The organism is Deferribacter desulfuricans SSM1, assembly GCF_000010985.1.
In the GTDB taxonomy this organism is placed as follows: Bacteria; Chrysiogenota; Deferribacteres; order Deferribacterales; family Deferribacteraceae; genus Deferribacter; species Deferribacter desulfuricans.
Window position 1 is genome coordinate 670,668 of record NC_013939.1, and the last position, 20,998, is coordinate 691,665.

The window sequence follows — 20,998 nt, forward strand, 5'->3', positions numbered from 1 at the left end:
TAAAGTGAAGTTACGTTAGCAATAATATAGTAAATTAATATGGGAAGCAGTCAGGACAAACTTTTTTGCCATCAACAAGCCTTGTATAATTTTCTGCAACTGCATCTCCACAGCTTTCACATATTACAAGGTTAAAGCATGATTTCCCTTTTGGCACTTTAAAGTCAAAAGGCCCTTCGATTTCTACAATGTCTTCAAGTTTTAATGAGAAGGGTCTTTTAAAAGCAGGTGTTGCAACTTCTGCAGGTACATCTGTTGGTCTTACCCCTTTTATTCTGTACTCTGTTATGAATGGAGCTTGAAAAGCTTTTTGTAAAAGTTCTGGTTTGATTTTTACTTTTACAGCTTTTTCATTTACTTTATCAACCAAAGTAAAAGTCCATTTCCCTTTTGCTTCCTTTTTCATAATCCCTTTTCCAAAGGTGCAACCTGTTGCAAATTGAACACCATCAGCAAAACAACCCGCAGCATGTTTGTCACCTACATTAATAATAACAAACTTATCCATATTTCTTTCTCTGCTTGTTCCAAGAGCTTTTAAAGCTGCAAGTCCAGCCACATAACCCATTGGCATACCGCCACAAATATGTCCATGCATGTTAAGTGCTGAATACAAAAATTCCCTTTCTTCGTCGGTAAGATTTTCGATTGAGTTTACAATCTCTCTGTGTTTGTCAAACATATTGACCTCCTGTTTAAAATAATTTTATTAATAACTTAATTGCTAAAATTAGCAAAATGACGCCTAAGAATTTTTTTACTGTAGCTGGTTTCATTTTTAGATGCATAAAGTGTGTACCTAAATACCCCCCTAAATATGCTGCCAATCCCACAAAAATTAATAGTTTGATATTTATATGTCCCATTGCAAGATAAGCAAAAAATCCAGTGATTGATGAAAAAGGGACCACAAAAGCAGTTACTGTCGCCACTTTTTTGGGGTTGAAGCCAAGCATTATCATCAGTGGTGAAATTAAACCGCCGCCACCAATACCCAAAAGTCCTGAGATAAAACCAGCTAATGAACCGATAAGTGCTAATGCAATGTAAGGGGAATCTTCTCTATAATTATCCTCATATTTAGAAGCTCTAAAAAATAGCATCATAAAAGATGAAAAGATTAAGAAGATTATAAATATGATTAGAACAATTTCTTTAGGTATGATTGTGGAGAAATATGCACCAATAGGTGCTAAAATCATTGAAGCAACTATAATGGGTATCCCAATTTTTACATCAAGTCTTTTATTTTTTATATTTGAGTAAGTAGCTCCTATCAAGGATATGGTATTGATAAAGAGCCCTGTTGGTTTGGCTTCATTTAGAGGTATTCCAATCCAATACATTATAGGGACTAAAACTATTGCTGAGCCAACTCCTCCAAGTGCAAAAAGAAAACTGAATATGAATGCTAATATGGTAATTAAGAGCATTTTCTACACCTCATTATTTTTGCAAATATAAAAATATAGGTATGAAATTAGAAAGTCAATAATTATTTTGAAGAAAATTAATCTAAAATGAGCTCGTCGGTAGCGGCTATAGTATTTGTGAAAAGTTTTTTTGATTTAATAACCATTTTATCAAGGAAACAGTCGGTATACTCTGGATTATGATGAAATAATACTAAATTTTTTACTTTTGCTTTTTTTGCAAAAGATGCCCCGTATTCAAAGGTGGAGTGCCCCCAACCACTTTTAGGTATCCCGTCCTTTTCCCCTCTGTAATCTTCTGGGGTATAAGTAGTATCATAAATGAAATATTTTACGTGGTTAGCTACCTCAACTAACATTTCATCTTTTGGTGAGCCATGTTCGTAATCTGTAGCATAAAGGAATGAATAGTTTTGATTTTTATATAAAAACATGGAGGCACCATTTGGGTGATTACCTTCATAAGGTGTTATCGAATGATTACCGATTGTTATTTTTTCACCATGAAAAATATTTTCTATTTGTAGATTACAATTTAATTTTTCGTGTGAAACCGGGAAAAATGGCTCTTTAAATAAATGTTTTATAAACTCAGTAGAATCTATATCATCCTTTTTATCTATAAATATTTTAATATTTGCGGACGGGTTATAAAAATAAGAAAAGAGTGGCAACCCCATAATATGATCCCAATGAAGATGAGTTAAAAAGATAAATATATTTTTAAGGTTTTTTACACTATTAAGTTTATAAAGACCTGTCCCTGCATCAAAAATTATTGCCGTGTCATTTGAAGACAAAAATAGTGAAGGTGTAGAACCACCATATTTTACATAAGAATAACCAGAAACTGGAATTGTTCCTCTTGAGCCTAATATCGTTAGCATTGTGAAATATTTTTTACTAGGGTTACTTTATTCCCTTTTTCATTATAAACGATATCGTCAAAATACATCTTGGTAATGAGTATCCCTCTACCATGAAGTTTTAAAAGATTTTCTTCAGGATTCATATTTAATGTGGATGTGTCAAAACCGTTTCCCATATCTTCCACAACCACTGTTATTTTTTCAGGAGTGATTTCGATTTCCATAGTTACATATCTGTTTTTATACTTTTCATCACACATCTTCATCTTTAATAATTCTTGATATGTACCATTTTCAGTTGCTTTAAATTTATCATCGCCACTTATTTCAAGGTTGCCGTGCTCAATAGCATTTGTTAAAATTTCGGAAATCCCTATTCTTATTTTTTGAATTTCTGAAATTTTTAAAAAATATACAAGTTCTTTTGTCAAACCGTAAACAATTTTGTCAACATTTGCTATATCATTAAAGACTTTTATAACTTTTTTGATATATTCAGGTTTTGAAGAAGTGTTGTATGTTTCTATTATGCCACCATGGTAAATTGCATCAATAACCCCTCTCAGACAAAAATCTGTAAAATCTTGAGAAATATTATAACAGAGCATATTCCCTTCGCACGATATTTTGTTTCCAATTAAAACTAGTGGGATTTTTTTGTTTTGTATGTTTAATAAATCTGCTGGTGAGTCGGTGATTATCATTATCCATGACAAATCTATTTCTTCTAATATTTTATCGTCTTTTATTTCGATTAAATCAAAATCTTCGTTTTCACAAAAAGTTACCAATCTTTCTTTTACATCTGTAAGTTCTTTTAAATAAAGACCTATTTTTTTCATAAAATAATTATATCAGATGTTTAGTGTTTTGTAAATATTTACAGTAGAAATTTATAAATTAGGCAGGACTTAAATATTTTTATAAAATTCTTCTAAAAGTTTCAGATACGAGTCTGATATTTCTATTTCATATTTGTGGCCCCAATTAAATGTTAACATGTTATCAGGAAAAAGTTTTTGCGATATGTATTCTATGCTTGATAGAATATTTTTAATTTCTTTATTATCAAAAAACTCAATCTTGTTTTTTAGTTTTACTGGACAATTTTGGATAAACATTTTGTAAAAAAGCTTATATTTTTCTCTTAAAATTTCAATTAAATGTTCTTTATTATATTTTAATTTACCACAAAACTCAGTAATTATGAGTAATGATAATATGAACTCTATGATAAACTTATAATTTTCCTCATCTATGTCATTTAATGAAATATATAAATACAATCCTAACAGTAATCCAGATAATTTCTCTTTTATTTCTTGTAAATAGGATACTTCATACCAGCTAAATAGAGGTGATGTTTGCTTATTGTAAATAACAGCAGCTAAAGGTCTGATATCCATTTCAGTTTCTATATCTGATAATTTGAAATGCTTGTTTATATTTTTTAAATGAGAATTAATCTTTTCAATCTCTTCACTATTAAGTGTAGTAAAGTCTCCATCATAAAGTAAATCAAAAATTGCTCTAAACCATTCATCTTTTAGCATTATAAAAGTACTCGTTCTAGTAAATTGTTTCAATCTATTTATTTCAGATGGTTGTTTTATATACTTTTCTATTTTGGCATTAATTTGGCTGATATTATCTTTTATGATATAACCATCAATACCCAATTTTACTAATTCAATTACGGTTTCTTTATCTTTAACACTAGTTAACATTATTATTGGTAAATTGGTATAATAGCTTAGGCTTCTTAGTTCTTTTAAAAATATATTACCCGATTTAATAGGCATTTGAACATCCAATAATAACAAGTCTATAATATTATTCATCATTATTTTTTCAGCTTCTATTGGGTTATTCGCACAAAAAATTAAAGTATCTTTATATTTTTCTTCTATTTCTTCTTTTATACTTTCCTGAATGAATTTTGAATCATCAACCAATAAAACTGTTGTCATTAAAAAGCCTTTCGTTTATAATATATTTATGATTATGTTTTTATTTTATATAAAAAATATTAGTTTTGCAATAGGTTTAAAATCAATTGTTTTCACAAAAAATTTAGTTAAAATCAGTAAATATCCAGGTTTAAGACCACCTTTACTAACATTTTATTTTTATGATGAAAAAGTTATACCTATTTATAATTTAGGGTATTTTTTTAATGAGAATTCTTTAGAGTTTAAAGATTTAATTTTTATAGGTAATGAAGAAAAAACTATTGCTTTAGTGGCGGATGATATGGATGTTGCAGATAATTATGAATATGTCAAATGTGATGATGTTAGTAACCTTTCATTTATAGAAAAAAATAAGCTTTTAGTGTTTAATGGGAGAAAACATTTAATTATAGATGAAAACAAACTTTTAAATGCCAAAGAGTTGCATATAAAAGGTTAGCAGGAGGAAAATATGAGCAAGATTTTATACAATACCAATTCTCGTAGAATTATAATTACCTATATTATTTTTTCACTGTTTTTTATTTTTACATCAACAGTGTATTTTTATAAGTATTTTAAAGAGAAATATGAAAAAAATGTAGAATTTGAAAAAATAAATATTGTAAATCTTATTACATCTAAAGAGCAGGAAAATTTGGCAATATTAAAAGGGTTGATTGATGCCGATTTGTCAAAGATAACCTTATCTGAAAAATACAGTTTAGTAAAATACCAAAAGAATAAGGATGATAATTTTATACCAATAGAAGGAGTTAATGTAAACAAGACGGTTCCCGTTACGAAAAAGTCTGTAGTGTATAACAATCTTGTATTACATAAACCAATTTCTTTGATAACAGGGGAAAAGAATAAGCTTACAATTAATACATTTTATAGAGAAGATATGAATAATCTTTATTTGTTAAGTCAACAGTTGATTTTTAAGGACTATAATTTAGCGATTTTACCTTATTATCAAAGTATAAACGACCCTGCAAGATTTGATGTGGATAACCCATTTTTATTAAGTAATCAATTTACATTAAAAGGTGACAGTAGCCTGACGGGGAATGTGATACTTTTTGTGATTTTAATGGTTATCATTTTTATAGTAGGGCTTTGGGGCGTTGTGAGATATCTCGCAAAAATTGACAATGAAACTCAGGCGTTTAAAAATTTAATAGCTGAGCTATCAAAAAAGAAAATTTTGGATATAAATATAAATGACTTACCTGATGTATTAAAAGAGCTTTATAAAAACTTAAGGAATGATTTTAATGCTGTTTTAGAGAAGAACAAGTTGTTTGAAGGGGTAATTAGGTCTACAACAAACCTTGTAATTTTAAAAAATGTTGATGAAAATGTAACTTTTGTATCTGATTCTGTTTATAAATATTTTGGCACTGATATTAATAATATAGAGGAGTTACTTACTCGAAAAGATTTTAACGATTTTCTTAATATGCTGGATTCATTAAATGATAATGAAGAATTTTCTTTTGAAGGGCACCAGTTTATAATCAGAAAAAGAAATGATACAAAGAATAATACTATCTTTATAATAGTGGATATCACTAAATATCATAATGAAAATGCCAGTTTAAGGAAAAGCTATTCAAACCTTAAAAAATATCTTGAAAATATAGAGTCTACTATTTACGAGCTTACATCAATTTCTAATGAATTAAAATCAACGGTGCTAAATACTTCTTCCTCTTTGTCCGAGCAAAGTTCAGCATTGTCTGAAATAAGCTCTGCACTGGATGAAATAAAAAGTGTAGTTAAAAACTTGGATATTTCTTTAGAAAAAATAAATGGGTTGATAGAGCATATTGAAGATAACAGTAGTGAAAATATTGAAAAGTTATTAGAATTTGAAAAGGTTATTGATAGGATAAACAATTCTGCAAATACTATTTCAATGGAAATTGCAGCACTTTCTGAAAAAGCATACAGTGTAACCTCTTTTGTTGAAAATATCTTTGATATTGCTAATCAAACTAAGATTTTAGCTATTAACATAGCTATAGAAGCTGCGAAAACTGAGGAAGGTTCTGGTAAATTTACAGTTATTGCTACAGAAGTAAAAGAACTAGCTCAAAAAGTTGAAGCTTTATCTAATAATATTAAAAAGATTGTTTCAGATATGACTACAAGTGTAAATAAAACTACTATGTCAACTGAAGAGTCTATAAAAAATATATTGCAGTCCAAAGAGTATTTTAATCCATTGAAAAAGTTGATGTTTGACAATAAAGAAGCTGTTGAAAAAATAGCTAAGAGCATTTCTGACATTAATGAATCATTTAAGGATCATGCAATTGGAATTAATGATATTGCAACTACAATAAAAGATATTTCACAAGCAATTACAGATATTACAAAATCAAGCGAAGAGACAAAAACATCAGCTTCTGTGATTTCAGAAAACATTATAAGATTAAGAGAAATTTTAAAACATGTAGATAATGAATAATAGATTAAAAGAGATATTTTTATCCGAATCTTTAGAGCATTGTCAAAATATATTGGAATCTGCTAATAATCTATTAGATTCTAATTTACGCCAAAATACCATTGAGTTGATTGCTCGTTATCTTCATACAATTAAAGGTTCATCCCGTATGATGGGCTATAAAACTTTTTCAAATTTGATTCATACTGTTGAAGATAAAGTCAAAGAGATGAGAAATAATCAGGAGCTGATAGATGAAACTTTTGTTGATTTTATTAAAAAAGTTTCAAAAAGATTAATCGATATACTGAATAATATTGATAATGTTAGCGATTCAGATATTAATGAACTTATAGAAAAAATAAAAAGTATTAACAATATTGCAGAGTTTGAGATTGATTCGAATGATAAAGATGTAAAAGATAAAAAGGAAGAAGATGATACAGAACTTTTAAAATCGAATATTTATAAAATTCATGAAAAGGATTTAAACAATCATATCCAGCTTTTGTACAATTTGGTTATTGGGAGTGAGAAGGGTAAGTATCAATCTGAAAAATTAATAGATGCTTTTAGCACTTTTTTAGATAAGGTCAGTAATAACTTAGTTAATCTTACAGATCAAAAAGTTAAAGAGCTATTTTCAAATTTAGTTAGTGAAACATATACAGCTTTTACTCAAATAAAAATGGAATTATTAGGCGATATTCAAAAATTAATAAATGAGTCTATTTATTGCCATAATAATGCTTTAGAATTTAAGATGTTTAGATTTAAAGATATTCTTGAGATTATTAAAAATAGCACACTTGAAATTGCCAAAGAACTTGGAAAAGATATAAAATTTATTGTCAAAGGGGAAGAGGTAAAGCTTGATAAAGATGTTTTACTCAAGCTTCAGGAGCCTCTTATCCATATTTTGAGAAATTCAGTAGATCACGGTATTGAAAAAGTTTCAGAGAGGTTAAAAAGTAATAAGTCTCCAGAAGGTACTATTTTAGTTGAGTGCGTTAGCGATGGAAAGTATGTGAAAATAACTATAGAAGATGATGGTAGAGGAATAGATATAGAAAAGATTAAAAAGAAAGCTGAGTCAAATGGCATTGATACAAAAGGTATGAAGGATATTGAAATAGCACATTTAATCTTCGAATCATCTTTTAGCACCAAGGATTCAGTTTCCACTCTTTCTGGGAGAGGGGAAGGTTTGAGTATTGTTAAAGAGGTATTAAATGAGCTTGGTGGAAGAGTTGATATTGAGTTTGAAAAAGGGAAGTATTCAAGGTTTATATTAAATGTGCCTGTGAGTTTTATGGAAACAGATGTGTTAATTTTTGAATATGCTGGTTATAGATTTGCACTATTTGAAAATTTAATAGAGCATTTAGTGGTTTTAGATGAAAAATCTATATTTCATAGTGACAATGGTTTTTTTTACAGTATCAATGATAAAAATTATAGATTTCAATATACCTCAGAATTGTTAAAATGTGAAAATGATATCAATAACTATATAATATTCTTAAATTATCGAGGCAACATCTTTGGTATTACAGCAAAAAATATCGAAGGAGTGGTTAAAAGGAGATTGTATAAATACGATAATTTTATTGAAAAACAAGATTATTATTCGCATTTAATTTTTGAATCAGAAGATACATTTATCCCTATGTTGGATATAGAATACATTTTTGAGCAAATAAGCAAAATTGCCCCTGTGAAGAAGATCGACAAACCATCTACCACTCAGATTAAGAAACCCAAAATTTTGCTTGTTGAAGATTCTTTTGCAACCAGGGAGCTAGAAAAGCATATTTTGATAGCAAACGGTTTTGAAGTTGTGGAAGCAACAAACGGTAAGGATGCACTTCATATTTTTAATAATAGAGATGATATCGAGTTAGTTATTTCAGATATAGAGATGCCCGAAATGGATGGTTTTACATTAACAAAAAGTATCAGAACAGGTATGCAAAACCCAAATATACCAATCATTTTAGTATCTACATTATCTGATAAGGAAAGTATCGAAAAGGGGCTGAGAGCTGGAGCAAATTATTTTATAACAAAATCAGAATTTTCAGGTGAAGATTTTATAAATAAAATAAGGGGATTATTAGGTGTCTAAGATTAATGTTTTAATAGCTGATGACTCCGTTTTTATAAGAGAAGCTTTAAAAAGTATGCTGGAAGATTCTGCTGAAATAGGGGAAATTTTTCTCGCAGAAAATGGAAAACAAGCAATAGAAATTTGTGGTAAGAAAAGAATTGATGTAGTTCTTATGGATCTTGATATGCCTGAGGTAAATGGGGAGGAGGCTTCAAGGGTAATATATGAAAATTATAGATTGCCAATTATTGTAGTTACTGCGCTAGATAGCGCAATGATTAAACAAGCTTTTAGTTTAATTCAAAATTATTGTATTGATGTAGTGAATAAACCTGAAGGGTTTAGTAAAGGATTTCAGGATATTCTTTTAAGAAAAATAAAAAATGCAAGCACAATCAATTATAAATCAAAAAAGGTGGTCGATGGATTAAAGGATAAAATTAATGAAATTATATTGCCAGATGAAGATATATTAAAAAATTTATATATTTTTGCTATGTCCACAGGTGGTCCAAAAATTACACCATTAATTTTAAAACAGATAGAAACGATAAATGCTCCCTTTGTTTTAATTCAACATATTGAGCCCGAAATGTTTGAAGGTTATATAGAATGGATAGAGAGCAAAACTTCTAAAGAGATTATAAGTGTCGATTATGAATTATTATTTGAGCAAAAAGATTGTATATATGTCTTAAATCCTAAATATCATACAGAGTTGAAAAAAATAAATTCTCGGTTTTTTAAATTACAAAAGATTTCTAAAAATGATTTATATACCCCTCCTGCAGATCCTTTTGTAATTAGTGCTGCAAAAATATTTAAAAGTAATATTAGATTTTTTGTGTTTACTGGGATGTGTTCTGATGGATTAGAAGGAGCAAAAGCAGTAAAAGAGAATGGTGGTAAAGTCTTTTGTCAAGAGCCAGAAGAAGCATTGGTTAGCACTATGTCTCAATCTGTAATTAATGCTGGCTATTGTGATAAGGTCTTTAGTGTGGCAGATTTAAGCAAGGTCATTGCCTATGAATTCTGAAAATTTTAATATGTTATGCGAGAAAATTGAAAAGACTTCAGGCTTTAGAGTTTATGGCCTTTATGAAGATAATCTAAAGAATATAGTATCAAATTATGCAAAACAAATGATGTTAAATCCTGAAGAAATAATTGACCTTGCCATAAGTGATTCGAAAATCCTCGACAAAATCATTGAAGCTTTACTGATAAATGAAACATACTTTTTTAGACACGAATTTCAATTTGATATGATAAGAAAACATATATTGCCTGATATTAAAAAGAGTAAAGAGGCTATTAGGATTTGGTCTGCTGGCTGTTCAAATGGATGTGAGCCATACTCTGTTGCTATATTAATTGATAAATATTTTTCAGAATTAAGAGATAATGTTTCAATAATAGGCACGGATTTATCATCACATGCTATTGAAATTGCTAGAAGAGGAATTTATTCAAAATGGCATGTAAGGAATTTAGATAAGTCGTATTTAAGTAAATATTTTATATTAGATGATAATAAATTTATTTTGAAAGAAGATATAAGAGACTTAGTTAGATTTAAAAAGCACAATTTACTAAAAGATGATTATTTTTTAAATTGTGATATCGTATTTTGTAGAAATGTTTTGATTTATTTTAATGAGCAAAATATTAAATATGTTGTAGAAAGATTTATAGATGAATCCCTTAGTGAAAATGGGTATTTATTTTTAGCGCCAGGCGAATTTCATTTTCTCAATCAGTTAGGTTATAAGACTATTTTTATAGAAAATAATATAGTTTTTAAGAAGGGAAATTATCAGGATACTCAATATTCAATTAAAAGAGATAGGACAAAATTACCAATCACGGATAAAAAGGAAAGGTACTTACGAGAAATAAAATCACTAGAGTTGTTAAATAATAAAGAAGAAGCAATAAATCTTATTGAAAACGTTCAAGCAAAAAATGAAGAGTTTGATAAAGAGCTATTAATAGAGGAAATTATTTTGTATCTCAACAATGATGATTTGTTTATTATTGAAAAGAAACTTAGGGAATATAGAGATTATTTGAGTGATGATGAATTTTATTTTATTAAGGGGTTAGTTTGTTATAAAGAAAAAAATTATGATAAAGCCGTTGATTATTTAAGAAAAGCTGCGTTGCTAAATGATAATTTTGTTTATAACCTATTTTTAGCGTTTGCTTTAGTCTCTAAAAATGATTTGAAAAATGCAAAATACTTTTTTAATATGGCACTAACATTAGTTGAAAAAGAAAGTAGTTTTGAATCATTGGTGGATAGAGAAGTTGCTAAAAAAATAATTGTGAAGTATTTAAATATTTTATGAATCGAGAGGTGTTTTATGAATTTTGAAAAATTTACAGTTGTTGCAATAGATGATGAAGAGTCGATATTGATAAATGTGGAGAAAAAACTAAAAAAATTCTTTGATTGTGATGTGTTTGGTTTTACAAAATCTGATGAAGCAATTGAATTTATCAAGAATAACAAGGTGGATTTGATTTTGCTCGATGTTTTGATGCCTGAAAAAAGCGGTTTTGATGTTTTAGAAGAGTTGAAAATTGATAAAGATACAAAAGATATTCCAGTTATAATGCTTACAGTAAGAGCAGATGCAGAGGCAATTGATGAAGCATTTGAAAGAGGTGCGGATGATTATATAATAAAATCATCTTACGAAAACGAATTTTTAGCAAGAGTAAAAAGGATTTTAAAAGCCAAAAAGATGGAGAGAGAGCTGTTAAATTATGAAAGAGATAAAGTTGCGCTTCAGCTCGGTGGTGGTATTGCTCATCATTTTAATCAACCGTTGACTGTTTTAACTATGGGTTTTGAAATAATACGAACCATATTGTCTAATAAATACCCTGAAGCTTTGCAAGAAATAGAGAGATATTTAAAGATGTGTGAGGATTCAACAGATAGAATTTCAAAACTTGTAGATAAACTTTCATCTTTGAAAAAGTACGATACTATGCGATATGTGGGTGATTTAGAAATTATCAATTTATCCGTTGATAACGTTAACAATAAAAAGGAGGATTAATAGCAATCAGTTAGTGCTCCATCTACCAGTATGGATTGACCTGTGATATAGCTGTTAGCTTCTGAGCATAAGAAAACCACTAATTTTGCAAATTCTTCAGCATTTCCGTATCTACCAAGGGGTATATTTTTTGCATTTTTTGATTGGAATTCTTCTAAAGATAATCCTTCCTTTTTTGCTTTTATTGAATCCAAATAATTTACCCTTTCTGTGGAGATTTTACCAGCTCCGACAGTATTTACCAAAATATTATATATTCCTAATTCTCTGCTGAGTGATTTAGAAAGCCCCATAATGGCAGTTCTAAATGTATTAGAAAGTATAAGGTTATCTATCACTCTTTTAATAGATGAGGAAGCATTGTTTACTATTCTACCAGAGCCATTCTTTTTCATGTGGGGTAATACTGCTCTGATAGTCCTGATGTAGCTTAGAAGTGTTAAGTTGAATGCATTCAACCAATCCTCATCATTAAAATCTTCAAACTTGCCTGCTGGGGGACCGCCAGTGTTGTTAAAAAGTGCAAAAATTTGCCTATATTTTTCTACAATATAGTTTACTGCAAGCTGAATATCATCAGGGTTTGTGATGTCACCTATAAAATAATCTGGTTTATTTTTTGTGATATCATAAATATTGTTAGATGCTTTTTTAAATTTTTCTTCATTTCTACCAAAAATTACAACATTTGCACCTTCTTTCGCAAACTCTAAAACCACTGCATAACCCAGCCCAGATGTGCCAGCCATAACCAAAACTGTTTTATTTTCTAAACCTAAATGCATTTTGCCTCCTTGATTCTTTTAAAATAATACGAATCAAGACATTACACAATAAAATTTAAGGGTATTGCACAATAATAATTGCTCAATATCCTTAATCATAAAAAAATGAGAGTTTAAAAAACCAGGGTAATTTAAATTACCCTGGTATAATTTTTATTTAGACTCAAATATGTTTATAAGTTTTTCTGCTGCCATTACGATAGCGTTGTTTGCTGGGAAGAAAGTTTGGAAAGGTTGTGCACAATAACTGAAATTAAATAGATCATAACATGTGTTTCTATTTTGGATTGCAAGAGATATTGTGTCAATTCTTCCAGGAACACCTTCACCTGCTACAACCTGCCCACCTATAATTCTCATAGTTTTTTTATCAGCAATAAGTTTCACGTAAACTTTTTTAGCACCAGGGATTATTGGAAATCTTGTGGTTGTTTCTCCAATAGCTGTAACTATATCAAAGCCCCTTTGTTTTGCTACTTCTTCAGTAAAGCCTGTACCACCCATTCTCCACTTTACAGCTTTAGTAATTGCTCCGTTTATAAAACCCTGATATTTATAATTTCTACCCAAGATATTGTATGCCGCAATTTTACCCATAGGAACGGCATTGGTAGCAAGTTTACCAGCTATTGGTTTTCCGTCGATAAACGATAAAAAAGAAGCAACATCACCAACAGCATAAACACCATCAATATTCGTCATCATATGCTCATTAACAACTATTCCATATTGATCTATTTTTAATTCTGTATCTTTGAAAATCTCTATGTTTGGTTTAACTCCTACAGCAAAAACTACTAAGTCGTGTTCTCCTAGTTCAATAAAATTGCCATTTGATAAAACTACTTTTTCAACGTATTTTTCCCCTTCTAAAGCATCCACTCTTGTATTTAATAATAAATTTATACCTGTTTCTCTGATATCTTCTTCTGGGTACTTAGCAAAATCTTCATCTAAAAGGTTTGGTAAAACTCTATTTTGCATTTCGACTAAATAGGTTTCAAGCCCTCTTTCCTTCATTGCAACGGCCATTTCAATCCCAATATTTCCAGCACCAACAACAACAGCTTTTTTTGCACCTTTTTCAAGGTAAGATAATATGTTTTCAAGATCGCTCTCAGTTTTTACTGTTGCTATATTGCATAAATCACTTCCTGGGATTGGTGGAACAAATGGATTTGCCCCTGTTGCTATTATCAATTTGTCGTAAGTAAATTCACCACTTTTTTCAGTAAAGACAACCTTTTTGTTAAAATCAACTTTTGTTGCTTTGTCTTTTACTAACTTAGCACCAACACTGGTCACAAGTTCATCACTTTTTCTGATTTTTTCTTTTTCTACTAAGTTTTCAATAACATATGGAAGAGCACAGTAAATTACGCTGTAAGGCTCAGGTCTAATCATAGTAATTTCAACATCTGGGTTATGCATTTTGATTGTTCTTGTTGCTTGAATTCCTCCTGGACCACCACCTATTACCACTACTTTCATCATCTTCCTCCTCATTTTATTGACGTAATCAAATGAGAATATATATAGTTATGAACATATGTCAATATTTAAGTTGGCTATATATTGTTTCTGACTAATTTAAGTTTTTGATATATTTTTACCTTTTATCATAGTTTATCAATAAGTTATATGAAACTATATTTTGTATGTATAGGTTTAAAAACATTTATAATCAAACTTATATAACTAAATAAAACGTTTTGATGAAAAAATTATCTAACAATTCTTATAATTGATTCTATTTGTATTTATTATCTAACAAAGTTAGACTAATAAAACAAAGTTGTTGACTACTAATATTGCTTTTGATATATGACGCTAAAAATAAATAAGGGAGGTTAAGATGATATCATTTGTAATTACTTTTAGAGAAACACTTGAGGCAGCTTTAATTGTTGGGATAATTTTTGCTTATTTAATTAGGACAAATAATGAAGATTATAAGCGATATGTCAATTTTGGTATTGTTGCGGGAGTTGCTGCTTCTCTTATTGGAGCATTTGTTTTTAATGTTATTGCAGGTGGTTTTGAAGGGACTGCAGAAGAGATCTTTGAAGGGGTTACTATGGTTGTAGGCTCTCTGTTAATTATTACCGTAGTTGCTTGGATGGCAAATAAAAAGAATATTGCAGATGAAATTAGAGAAAAAGTTGATGTTGCTTTATCTTCGGGCTCTGCATTAAGTTTGTTTTTGCTTGTTACTTTATCAATTCTAAGAGAGGGGATTGAGACTGTAATATTTTTAAACGCAGCAATGAAAGATGCAGGTTTGTTACAAGTATTTTTTGCTTTAGCTGGTATTTTAGTTGGGGTTATAACTGGCTATGTAGTTTATAAGGGTCTATCAAAAGTAAATTTAAAAACTTTATTCAATGCTTCTTCTGTTTTGTTAATATTGTTTTCTGCAGGTTTGTTTGCTCATGGGATTCATGAACTTCAAGAGGCTGGAGTATTACCTGTTATAATTGAGCATGTATGGGATATTAATCCAGCATCTGAAACACATCTTTTACATGAAAAGGGGTTGATAGGTAGTTTTTTAAAAAGCTTGTTTGGCTATAATGGGAATCCATCTTTGATCGAAGTTTTAAGCTATGTGTTAACACTCATTACAGGTGTGTTTATTTGGAGGAGAAAATCATTTAGCTAAATTTTAAGCTCCTGGTCTTTATTTTAGGCCAGGAGTTTTTTATTATCTATTTTTTAATTGTAAAATTTTAATTTTGGCTCATTTTATCCTTTATTGATTTATGGAGGATAAGATGAAACTTTTAAAAATTTTGTTAGTATTTTTTATATTTACAGGTGCTTCTTTTGCTGGAATTAATGTTGAGTATCAGTATGATGGGAAAACTTATCAGGGTTACTATTTAGAAGTTAATAAGAGTTCGCCTTTAATTTTTATGGTTCATGACTGGGACGGAATCACAGATTATGAAATAAAAAGAACAGAGATGTTAAATAAATTGGGGTATTCTGTATTTGTTATTGATATGTTTGGTAAAGGGGTTAAGCCTGTTACGCTTGATGAAAAGAGAGCTCTAACTGGCGCTCTGTATAAAAATAGGATGAAAATGAGAGGGATTTTAAATGCAGCCATTGATAAAGCAAAATCAATTGGTGCAAATGTTAAGAGTGCTGCTTTTATGGGTTATTGTTTTGGTGGTGCGGTTGTATTGGAGCTTGCAAGAAGTGGTGCTGATTTTAAATCGTTTATAACATTTCATGGTGGTTTGGCAACTCCACCTAAACAGGATTATTCAAAAACAAAAGGGGAAATACTTGTTTTCCATGGAAGTGCAGATAAAGCGGTTAAAATAGAAGATTTTGCAAATCTTGTAAAAGAGTTAGAAAAATACCATATAAAACACGAAATGATTACATATAGCGGCGCACCTCATGCTTTTACAGTGTTTGGTAGTAAGCGTTATAGAGAGGATGCAGATAAGAAATCTTGGAAAAGATTTACAGAATATCTAAAAGAGATTTTTAGTTTGTAAATAAATACGGAGAGGGAGGGATTTGAACCCTCGGAACCACAAAAGTGGCTCACCTGATTTCGAGTCAGGCCCGTTAAGCCAGGCTCCGGCACCTCTCCAAAATTCTGTTTGTTATTTTATAGATGTAGATAGAAACATCAACAAAAATTATTTTTTGGGTGAAAAAGTATTGAAAAAAAATTATTATTGTATTATATAGTGCTTCGCCCTAAATGGAGGGGTGGCCGAGCCCGGCTTAAGGCGGCGGTCTTGAAAATCGCTGTGGGTGATGAGCCCACCGGGGGTTCGAATCCCTCCCCCTCCGTTTTTTTGTTAGGAGAGGTGGCCGAGTAGGTCGAAGGCGCTCGCCTGCTAAGCGAGTGAACCCCCAAAAGGGGTTCCGCGGGTTCGAATCCCGCCCTCTCCGTCTTTTTTGTTATTTACTATCAAAGATTTAAAATCGGCCAATATACACTGTGATAAAATTGTGATAATCACTTAAAAAAACGTTTATTATTTAGTTTGGATTCTTCACCATCATCTATAAAACGGCCATAAACACGATAAACCATTTGAACACTTGTATGTCCCAAATTCCTTGCAACTTTTACTGGTGGATCTCCAGCTAAAAGAGCCATCGAAGCATAAGTATGTCGACAATGATACATAATCCTATATTTAATATTCAAAGCTTCCAATGTTGGTTTCCAAACATTTTTTCTAATAGATTCTGCAGTTGTGTAAGCTTTTCCGTATTGAGTATTAAATATAAACTCTGAATCTTTTACAGCATAGAACTTTTTATGATATTTTAAAGCGTCTATTACATCAGGATGTAACTTTATTTTACGTATTGAGCCAATGGTTTTTGGGGTGTCAAGTATTCCGTCAGTCATAGCTTCCATAATATAATATGTACCATTATCTAAATTAAGAAATTTCCATTTCATTCCTAGGACTTCTCCAATTCGCATTCCAGTAAGTATAAGTACTGAAAACATTGCATAGAATCTAGGATAATATTTTTTAATGTGTGATAATATCGCTTCAACCTCATTTGGTGTAAATGGATCTATATTGCTGGGTGGTATAGTAATTTTTCTTACACGTGATGGCAGATTTACATCAACAAGATTTTTTCTCATTGCAATATCAAAAACTTGATTTATACATATTTTAGTATTTTTAATAGTTTTAGGTGAATATCCAAAATCGTATAATTCTTCTATGAAATTATCCAAATCATCCAATGTTACATCTTTAATTTTTTTATTCCCTAAAATTGGGATTGTTCTTTGTGCATACTCTTTATATGATTTAATAGTTTTTTTCTTAAATTTCTTTTTGGATATAGTAATCCATTCCTCACAAAGCTCTGCAATTGTAGGATTATACTCATTATCATTTTGAGGATTTTTCAAGCCTAATTTCACTAGTTTAGTTGATTTAGGAAACCATTTTTCATAGTCAAAAGTTCCATCTTGAATTTGCCTTTTAATTTGACTCATCATAATTTCAGCTTCCTCACGATTTCTAGGGGTATCATCAAGATGTAAAGATTCCTTACATTGCATTCCTTTGTATGTAAAAGAAATCCAAAGCTTTTTACCTCTTTTGAAAACTCCCATTATACCACCTCCGGTTTTTTTCTTCCACAGTCCAGCACCCGGAGGTTTGCAAATTCATACATTCTCTCTTTGATAAACAACACTTTTGAACCTAACTTTCCGTAATGGTAATTCATTTTAAGCTTCTTTTTGCTTATAAGGTTTCTTAAATGCTGTTCGGTACATCTGAGTTCTTTAGCCATTTCTTTTGTGGTCAGTAACGTAAAATCTCCCTTGAACCTTTCTTTTAATTCTTCGTTCTCTTTCAATAGTTTTCTGACAATATTAGTTACTTCAATATACTGGAATCCATCAGGTGTGGTTACCATTGCGAAAATCCGATTAGTAGATAAAAGTTCCTCATCACTTTGTCGTATTTGATTGTCAAACAGCTCACCACCCCCTATTTTAGCTAAATTCCCTAAAAAATAAACTTCTTTCTTCATACAATCCCTCCTTAAAAATTATTACCCCCATTCGAGGGCAATAATAAAAACAGGGGTGGTCAATATAAAATTAAGGGGTGCAGAAAAATTTTATCAAATTTACCTTAATTATATGATAATACTAAATATAAGTTAATTTGAAGTGGTGTACCAATTGGTACACAAATCTTTTTAATGAGTCTTTTTACTACTCGATATCATATTTTTTTACCCAATATCTTGTTGGAAAATGAGAAGGGTGTTGTTTCTTTCTTTTTAGTATATAACTTATAGCTTCTTTGTACCCATCCTCATCAAACTCAAAAACTTTACCTTTTCTAAAGGCATCAATTTCGCCTGTTCTAATTAACTTTCTTACATAAGGCATAGATACATTACATGCTTTTGCAACATCACTTGTACGAAAAGTTGCTTTAATGCTGTAAGCTGTATTATATTTTCTTTTTAAATATATTTTAGCATCTTGATATATCCAATCTCGTATTTTAACTGAATCAACAGGCGAGTAATCAATTTTACAGAAACTTTTCATCTTTTTGCCAGGATAATATAATGATGTTGGTGTTATCCCTAAAAACCTTTCAATTGTTTTTGCTATTCCATATAAATGCATATCATTGCCACATATTGATAAAACTAAACTACCATTATGAAAATACCAACAACCATCTCCATCAATAACACCTCTGATAAAATGCCTGTGTAATTCGTTATTTTTAATATAAGGGTAATTTGCATAATATGTTTTTCTTTCTCCACAACCAAGGCAGGTTAAATCGTGATAAAGATAGGGACTATAGAAGGTTATAACAAAAATATTTTTCCTGTTCCTTTTTGAGCGATCTTCTTCCCTAATCGGATATTTTGATTCCATTTCTGATGCTATATCTTTTACTATTTGTTTATCTACCAACCCAAGCCTTACATAAAAATTAGTTCCACTTTTACCCAGATTACCATCCGTTAATATTATCCCCGCAATATAAGCTGTTTCTTCATTTATAATACCATTCTTGAAGAAAAAATGATTTACTTTGTATTTATTTACAAACTGCGATCTTCTTCTCCCTTTAGGTACATCTGAATAATCGCCAAGCTTAGGTGATGGTTTAGTAAATTCATAACTTTCAATATCAAACCTGAACTTTTCATATGAAAAGGTTTTCTTATTGGCTAATATGCGGCACTTTGTAGAACAATAGATGTTTTTATCATCTTTTTCACGGTGTTTATAGTTTGTGAATTTCGCCCCACAATATTCACAGATATATTCCCTCCTTGCTTCTGAGAGTGTAGTAAAAGGGATTAATGAGTATTGACGCATCTTTCTGATTGTCCAACCTTCAGACAATCCAACTTTTCTTGCTATATCTGATAATGCTAGTTTGTTTTCAATAATAAACTTCTGGAACTTATAGATATTACTATCAAAGTTTTCTTTAATGAAAGTAGCTAATTTATCTTTAGATTTATTTATATTTGATCTCATTTTAACCTCCTTATTTCTTGACAAAGATGTTAAATTTCATTAGCAATGAATTACTATTGTTATCATTTATATCAAATCTTGGGGGTTCTACAGTGGCAGCTGTAGAACCCTTTCCCTTTTTAATTTTTAATAAGTTCTTCATATTCATCGGTTAGATAAGTCAGTAGAAACATACCCAACTTGCTTTTTCCCTGTTCAAAAGCTTCTATTATTAGGTTTGTAAGCTCCCTTACTGTGAAAGGGTAAGTCATTTTAGATACATTTAATTCATCATCAGTTAGGTAAAGCATAAATTTGTGATCATTTGTTTTTTCAAAATGAAGGAATCCATTGCAGTTATCCAGCTGATCAAATAAGAGTTTGTTTGCGTCAATTAACTCGGCTTTTTTGAATGAATAGTCCTTTGGGTGAATGTTTTTAAATTTTTCGTTCATAACTACCTCCTTCTTTATTAAATATCCCAATCTGTAGGGATGATATATGATGATTTTCATTGATTGTCAATAAAAAATTGAATTTTATTTGAAATAAATGTAACATTGTTAAATAACGAGGTTTTGATAATGGGAAGAAAAAAGAATTTGATTACAGAAGAACTAGAAAAAATAAAAAAACAAAAAATAACAATTAAGCTGAAGCAAGATATATTGCAGAATATAAATGAACGATATACTCTTTATCAATTAGAAAAAGTTTTTGGTAAGAAGATAGCTTCCCAGCTCAAAAAAGGTGAAGATTTAAATATTACATTAAAGACATTATATAAACTTTGTAAGCTTATGGGATGGCAGTTTCCAGATTGGTTTGCTGTTAAAGTTGAATCTGAAGAGAACGATCAATAAATCAGTTTTATTTTATTACTTATTGATTTCATCAGGTGATGGCACTTTCCCGTTGTTCAGTTCCCTCCACTTTTTTATGTTTTTATATTCTTCTTCAGTAACTTTTATATTCTTTTTCCCTTCAACTGTTGCTAAAAAAGCAGGTACATTATATTCCGTTAAATCGGTTCTGTGCATGCGATTGAATACCCTGATAAATTTCTTAACAGCATATAGACATTTCTTTCCAGAACTTTTTTTCATTTCACCTTTTCTTACAAGCTTTAGAATATGGTGATAAAAGCTATTCAACATATTTTGATTCAATTTAGTAATGTCTTTAAGTTTAAATTTTTCTTCCAGGTAAGGGAAGAAATATTTTTTCAAAAACCGTTCGTTTTGTTTAACAGTACTATTACTGCCAGTGATATCATATTGTCTGGTGAATTGTTCATACAATCCCATT

The 20,998-nt window shown here is 30.0% G+C and carries 21 protein-coding genes and 3 tRNA genes; 11 read left to right on the forward strand and 13 right to left on the reverse strand.

Annotation, left to right across the window (positions count from 1 at the left end; genetic code table 11):
* Positions 1-34: 34 nt before the first annotated feature.
* The 5 genes from DEFDS_RS03475 to DEFDS_RS12550 form a co-directional block, all read right to left on the reverse strand.
* Complete coding sequence (locus DEFDS_RS03475) at positions 35-682, reverse strand: FmdE family protein (protein WP_013007421.1); 648 nt, start codon at positions 680-682, stop codon at positions 35-37.
* Positions 683-695: 13 nt separating this feature from the next.
* The gene (locus tag DEFDS_RS03480) at positions 696-1,433 is read right to left on the reverse strand and encodes a sulfite exporter TauE/SafE family protein (RefSeq protein ID WP_013007422.1); all 738 of its coding nucleotides are present in this window, start codon (positions 1,431-1,433) and stop codon (positions 696-698) included.
* A 77-nt stretch (positions 1,434-1,510) separates the two neighbouring features.
* Positions 1,511-2,320 carry an MBL fold metallo-hydrolase gene (locus DEFDS_RS03485; protein WP_013007423.1) on the reverse strand — a complete coding sequence of 270 codons (810 nt, stop codon included), beginning with the start codon at positions 2,318-2,320 and terminating at the stop codon, positions 1,511-1,513.
* On the reverse strand, positions 2,314-3,144 hold the full coding sequence (locus tag DEFDS_RS03490) for an ATP-binding protein (protein ID WP_013007424.1): 831 nt from the start codon (positions 3,142-3,144) through the stop codon (positions 2,314-2,316). The genes DEFDS_RS03485 and DEFDS_RS03490 overlap by 7 nt, the downstream gene beginning before the upstream one ends.
* 69 nt (positions 3,145-3,213) lie before the next feature.
* The gene (locus tag DEFDS_RS12550) at positions 3,214-4,272 is read right to left on the reverse strand and encodes a response regulator (RefSeq protein ID WP_013007425.1); all 1,059 of its coding nucleotides are present in this window, start codon (positions 4,270-4,272) and stop codon (positions 3,214-3,216) included.
* A gap of 28 nt (positions 4,273-4,300) precedes the next feature.
* Here DEFDS_RS12550 and DEFDS_RS03500 point away from each other — a divergent pair, with 28 nt between their 5' ends.
* From DEFDS_RS03500 to DEFDS_RS12560, 6 genes are read left to right on the forward strand one after another with little or no spacing between them, the layout of a single operon-like run.
* Complete coding sequence (locus tag DEFDS_RS03500) at positions 4,301-4,714, forward strand: hypothetical protein (RefSeq protein ID WP_153801461.1); 414 nt, start codon at positions 4,301-4,303, stop codon at positions 4,712-4,714.
* A 12-nt stretch (positions 4,715-4,726) separates the two neighbouring features.
* Entirely contained in the window at positions 4,727-6,733 is a 2,007-nt protein-coding gene (locus tag DEFDS_RS03505; protein ID WP_013007427.1) for a methyl-accepting chemotaxis protein, read from the forward strand.
* Positions 6,726-8,840 carry a hybrid sensor histidine kinase/response regulator gene (locus DEFDS_RS03510; protein ID WP_013007428.1) on the forward strand — a complete coding sequence of 705 codons (2,115 nt, stop codon included), beginning with the start codon at positions 6,726-6,728 and terminating at the stop codon, positions 8,838-8,840. The genes DEFDS_RS03505 and DEFDS_RS03510 overlap by 8 nt, the downstream gene beginning before the upstream one ends.
* Positions 8,833-9,858 carry a chemotaxis protein CheB gene (locus DEFDS_RS03515; RefSeq protein WP_013007429.1) on the forward strand — a complete coding sequence of 342 codons (1,026 nt, stop codon included), beginning with the start codon at positions 8,833-8,835 and terminating at the stop codon, positions 9,856-9,858. Before DEFDS_RS03510 ends, DEFDS_RS03515 begins: the two co-directional genes overlap by 8 nt.
* On the forward strand, positions 9,848-11,173 hold the full coding sequence (locus tag DEFDS_RS12555) for a CheR family methyltransferase (RefSeq protein WP_013007430.1): 1,326 nt from the start codon (positions 9,848-9,850) through the stop codon (positions 11,171-11,173). The genes DEFDS_RS03515 and DEFDS_RS12555 overlap by 11 nt, the downstream gene beginning before the upstream one ends.
* 15 nt (positions 11,174-11,188) lie before the next feature.
* A complete protein-coding gene (locus DEFDS_RS12560) occupies positions 11,189-11,893 on the forward strand; it encodes a response regulator (RefSeq protein ID WP_013007431.1) in 705 nt (234 codons plus the stop codon).
* Here DEFDS_RS12560 and DEFDS_RS03530 read toward each other — a convergent pair.
* Entirely contained in the window at positions 11,890-12,678 is a 789-nt protein-coding gene (locus tag DEFDS_RS03530; RefSeq protein ID WP_013007432.1) for an SDR family oxidoreductase, read from the reverse strand. The genes DEFDS_RS12560 and DEFDS_RS03530 overlap by 4 nt on opposite strands.
* 153 nt (positions 12,679-12,831) lie before the next feature.
* Complete coding sequence (locus DEFDS_RS03535; RefSeq protein ID WP_013007433.1) at positions 12,832-14,169, reverse strand: NAD(P)/FAD-dependent oxidoreductase; 1,338 nt, start codon at positions 14,167-14,169, stop codon at positions 12,832-12,834.
* 364 nt (positions 14,170-14,533) lie between these two features.
* Between DEFDS_RS03535 and DEFDS_RS03540 the strand changes: the two genes are divergently transcribed.
* Together DEFDS_RS03540 and DEFDS_RS03545 are read left to right on the forward strand one after the other, a co-directional pair.
* A complete protein-coding gene (locus DEFDS_RS03540) occupies positions 14,534-15,340 on the forward strand; it encodes an FTR1 family iron permease (RefSeq protein ID WP_013007434.1) in 807 nt (268 codons plus the stop codon).
* Between the two features lie 112 nt (positions 15,341-15,452).
* Entirely contained in the window at positions 15,453-16,190 is a 738-nt protein-coding gene (locus DEFDS_RS03545; protein ID WP_013007435.1) for a dienelactone hydrolase family protein, read from the forward strand.
* 7 nt (positions 16,191-16,197) lie between these two features.
* Here DEFDS_RS03545 and DEFDS_RS03550 read toward each other — a convergent pair.
* Positions 16,198-16,288 (reverse strand) — tRNA-Ser (locus tag DEFDS_RS03550).
* 116 nt (positions 16,289-16,404) lie between these two features.
* On the opposite strand from DEFDS_RS03550, the gene DEFDS_RS03555 reads away from it, so the two are divergent.
* A tRNA-Ser gene (locus DEFDS_RS03555) sits at positions 16,405-16,494 on the forward strand.
* A gap of 11 nt (positions 16,495-16,505) precedes the next feature.
* Positions 16,506-16,596, forward strand: a tRNA-Ser gene (locus DEFDS_RS03560).
* 67 nt (positions 16,597-16,663) lie between these two features.
* Here the strand turns inward: DEFDS_RS03560 and DEFDS_RS03565 are convergent.
* The 4 genes from DEFDS_RS03565 to DEFDS_RS03580 form a co-directional block, all read right to left on the reverse strand.
* Positions 16,664-17,797, reverse strand: coding sequence for a site-specific integrase (locus tag DEFDS_RS03565; protein WP_013007436.1), 1,134 nt, complete (start codon positions 17,795-17,797; stop codon positions 16,664-16,666).
* Positions 17,797-18,222 (reverse strand): helix-turn-helix domain-containing protein, encoded by a 426-nt coding sequence (locus DEFDS_RS03570; protein ID WP_013007437.1) that lies wholly within the window; start codon positions 18,220-18,222, stop codon positions 17,797-17,799. The genes DEFDS_RS03565 and DEFDS_RS03570 overlap by 1 nt, the downstream gene beginning before the upstream one ends.
* Positions 18,223-18,409: 187 nt before the next feature.
* Positions 18,410-19,711, reverse strand: a complete 1,302-nt coding sequence (locus DEFDS_RS03575; RefSeq protein ID WP_013007438.1) for a helix-turn-helix domain-containing protein — start codon at positions 19,709-19,711, stop codon at positions 18,410-18,412.
* A 119-nt stretch (positions 19,712-19,830) separates the two neighbouring features.
* Positions 19,831-20,145, reverse strand: a complete 315-nt coding sequence (locus tag DEFDS_RS03580) for a hypothetical protein (protein WP_013007439.1) — start codon at positions 20,143-20,145, stop codon at positions 19,831-19,833.
* 129 nt (positions 20,146-20,274) lie between these two features.
* On the opposite strand from DEFDS_RS03580, the gene DEFDS_RS03585 reads away from it, so the two are divergent.
* Positions 20,275-20,553 carry a hypothetical protein gene (locus DEFDS_RS03585; protein ID WP_013007440.1) on the forward strand — a complete coding sequence of 93 codons (279 nt, stop codon included), beginning with the start codon at positions 20,275-20,277 and terminating at the stop codon, positions 20,551-20,553.
* 15 nt (positions 20,554-20,568) lie between these two features.
* Here the strand turns inward: DEFDS_RS03585 and DEFDS_RS03590 are convergent, their stop codons facing one another.
* Complete coding sequence (locus DEFDS_RS03590) at positions 20,569-20,997, reverse strand: hypothetical protein (protein ID WP_013007441.1); 429 nt, start codon at positions 20,995-20,997, stop codon at positions 20,569-20,571.
* Position 20,998 lies beyond the last annotated feature (1 nt).

Excerpts from the sequence above, each read along its gene's own strand:
- DEFDS_RS03590 (WP_013007441.1), bottom strand. The coding sequence starts at position 20,997 with ATGGGATTGTATGAACAATTCACCAGACAATATGATATCACTGGCAGT.
- DEFDS_RS03565 (WP_013007436.1), bottom strand. The coding sequence starts at position 17,797 with ATGGGAGTTTTCAAAAGAGGTAAAAAGCTTTGGATTTCTTTTACATAC.
- DEFDS_RS03570 (WP_013007437.1), bottom strand. The coding sequence starts at position 18,222 with ATGAAGAAAGAAGTTTATTTTTTAGGGAATTTAGCTAAAATAGGGGGT.
- DEFDS_RS03535 (WP_013007433.1), bottom strand. The coding sequence starts at position 14,169 with ATGAAAGTAGTGGTAATAGGTGGTGGTCCAGGAGGAATTCAAGCAACA.
- DEFDS_RS03490 (WP_013007424.1), bottom strand. The coding sequence starts at position 3,144 with ATGAAAAAAATAGGTCTTTATTTAAAAGAACTTACAGATGTAAAAGAA.
- DEFDS_RS12550 (WP_013007425.1), bottom strand. The coding sequence starts at position 4,272 with ATGACAACAGTTTTATTGGTTGATGATTCAAAATTCATTCAGGAAAGT.
- DEFDS_RS03580 (WP_013007439.1), bottom strand. The coding sequence starts at position 20,145 with ATGAACGAAAAATTTAAAAACATTCACCCAAAGGACTATTCATTCAAA.
- DEFDS_RS03585 (WP_013007440.1), top strand. The coding sequence starts at position 20,275 with ATGGGAAGAAAAAAGAATTTGATTACAGAAGAACTAGAAAAAATAAAA.
- DEFDS_RS03510 (WP_013007428.1), top strand. The coding sequence starts at position 6,726 with ATGAATAATAGATTAAAAGAGATATTTTTATCCGAATCTTTAGAGCAT.
- DEFDS_RS03505 (WP_013007427.1), top strand. The coding sequence starts at position 4,727 with ATGAGCAAGATTTTATACAATACCAATTCTCGTAGAATTATAATTACC.
- DEFDS_RS03545 (WP_013007435.1), top strand. The coding sequence starts at position 15,453 with ATGAAACTTTTAAAAATTTTGTTAGTATTTTTTATATTTACAGGTGCT.
- DEFDS_RS12555 (WP_013007430.1), top strand. The coding sequence starts at position 9,848 with ATGAATTCTGAAAATTTTAATATGTTATGCGAGAAAATTGAAAAGACT.
- DEFDS_RS03475 (WP_013007421.1), bottom strand. The coding sequence starts at position 682 with ATGTTTGACAAACACAGAGAGATTGTAAACTCAATCGAAAATCTTACC.
- DEFDS_RS12560 (WP_013007431.1), top strand. The coding sequence starts at position 11,189 with ATGAATTTTGAAAAATTTACAGTTGTTGCAATAGATGATGAAGAGTCG.
- DEFDS_RS03575 (WP_013007438.1), bottom strand. The coding sequence starts at position 19,711 with ATGAGATCAAATATAAATAAATCTAAAGATAAATTAGCTACTTTCATT.
- DEFDS_RS03480 (WP_013007422.1), bottom strand. The coding sequence starts at position 1,433 with ATGCTCTTAATTACCATATTAGCATTCATATTCAGTTTTCTTTTTGCA.
- DEFDS_RS03540 (WP_013007434.1), top strand. The coding sequence starts at position 14,534 with ATGATATCATTTGTAATTACTTTTAGAGAAACACTTGAGGCAGCTTTA.
- DEFDS_RS03500 (WP_153801461.1), top strand. The coding sequence starts at position 4,301 with ATGATTATGTTTTTATTTTATATAAAAAATATTAGTTTTGCAATAGGT.
- DEFDS_RS03485 (WP_013007423.1), bottom strand. The coding sequence starts at position 2,320 with ATGCTAACGATATTAGGCTCAAGAGGAACAATTCCAGTTTCTGGTTAT.
- DEFDS_RS03530 (WP_013007432.1), bottom strand. The coding sequence starts at position 12,678 with ATGCATTTAGGTTTAGAAAATAAAACAGTTTTGGTTATGGCTGGCACA.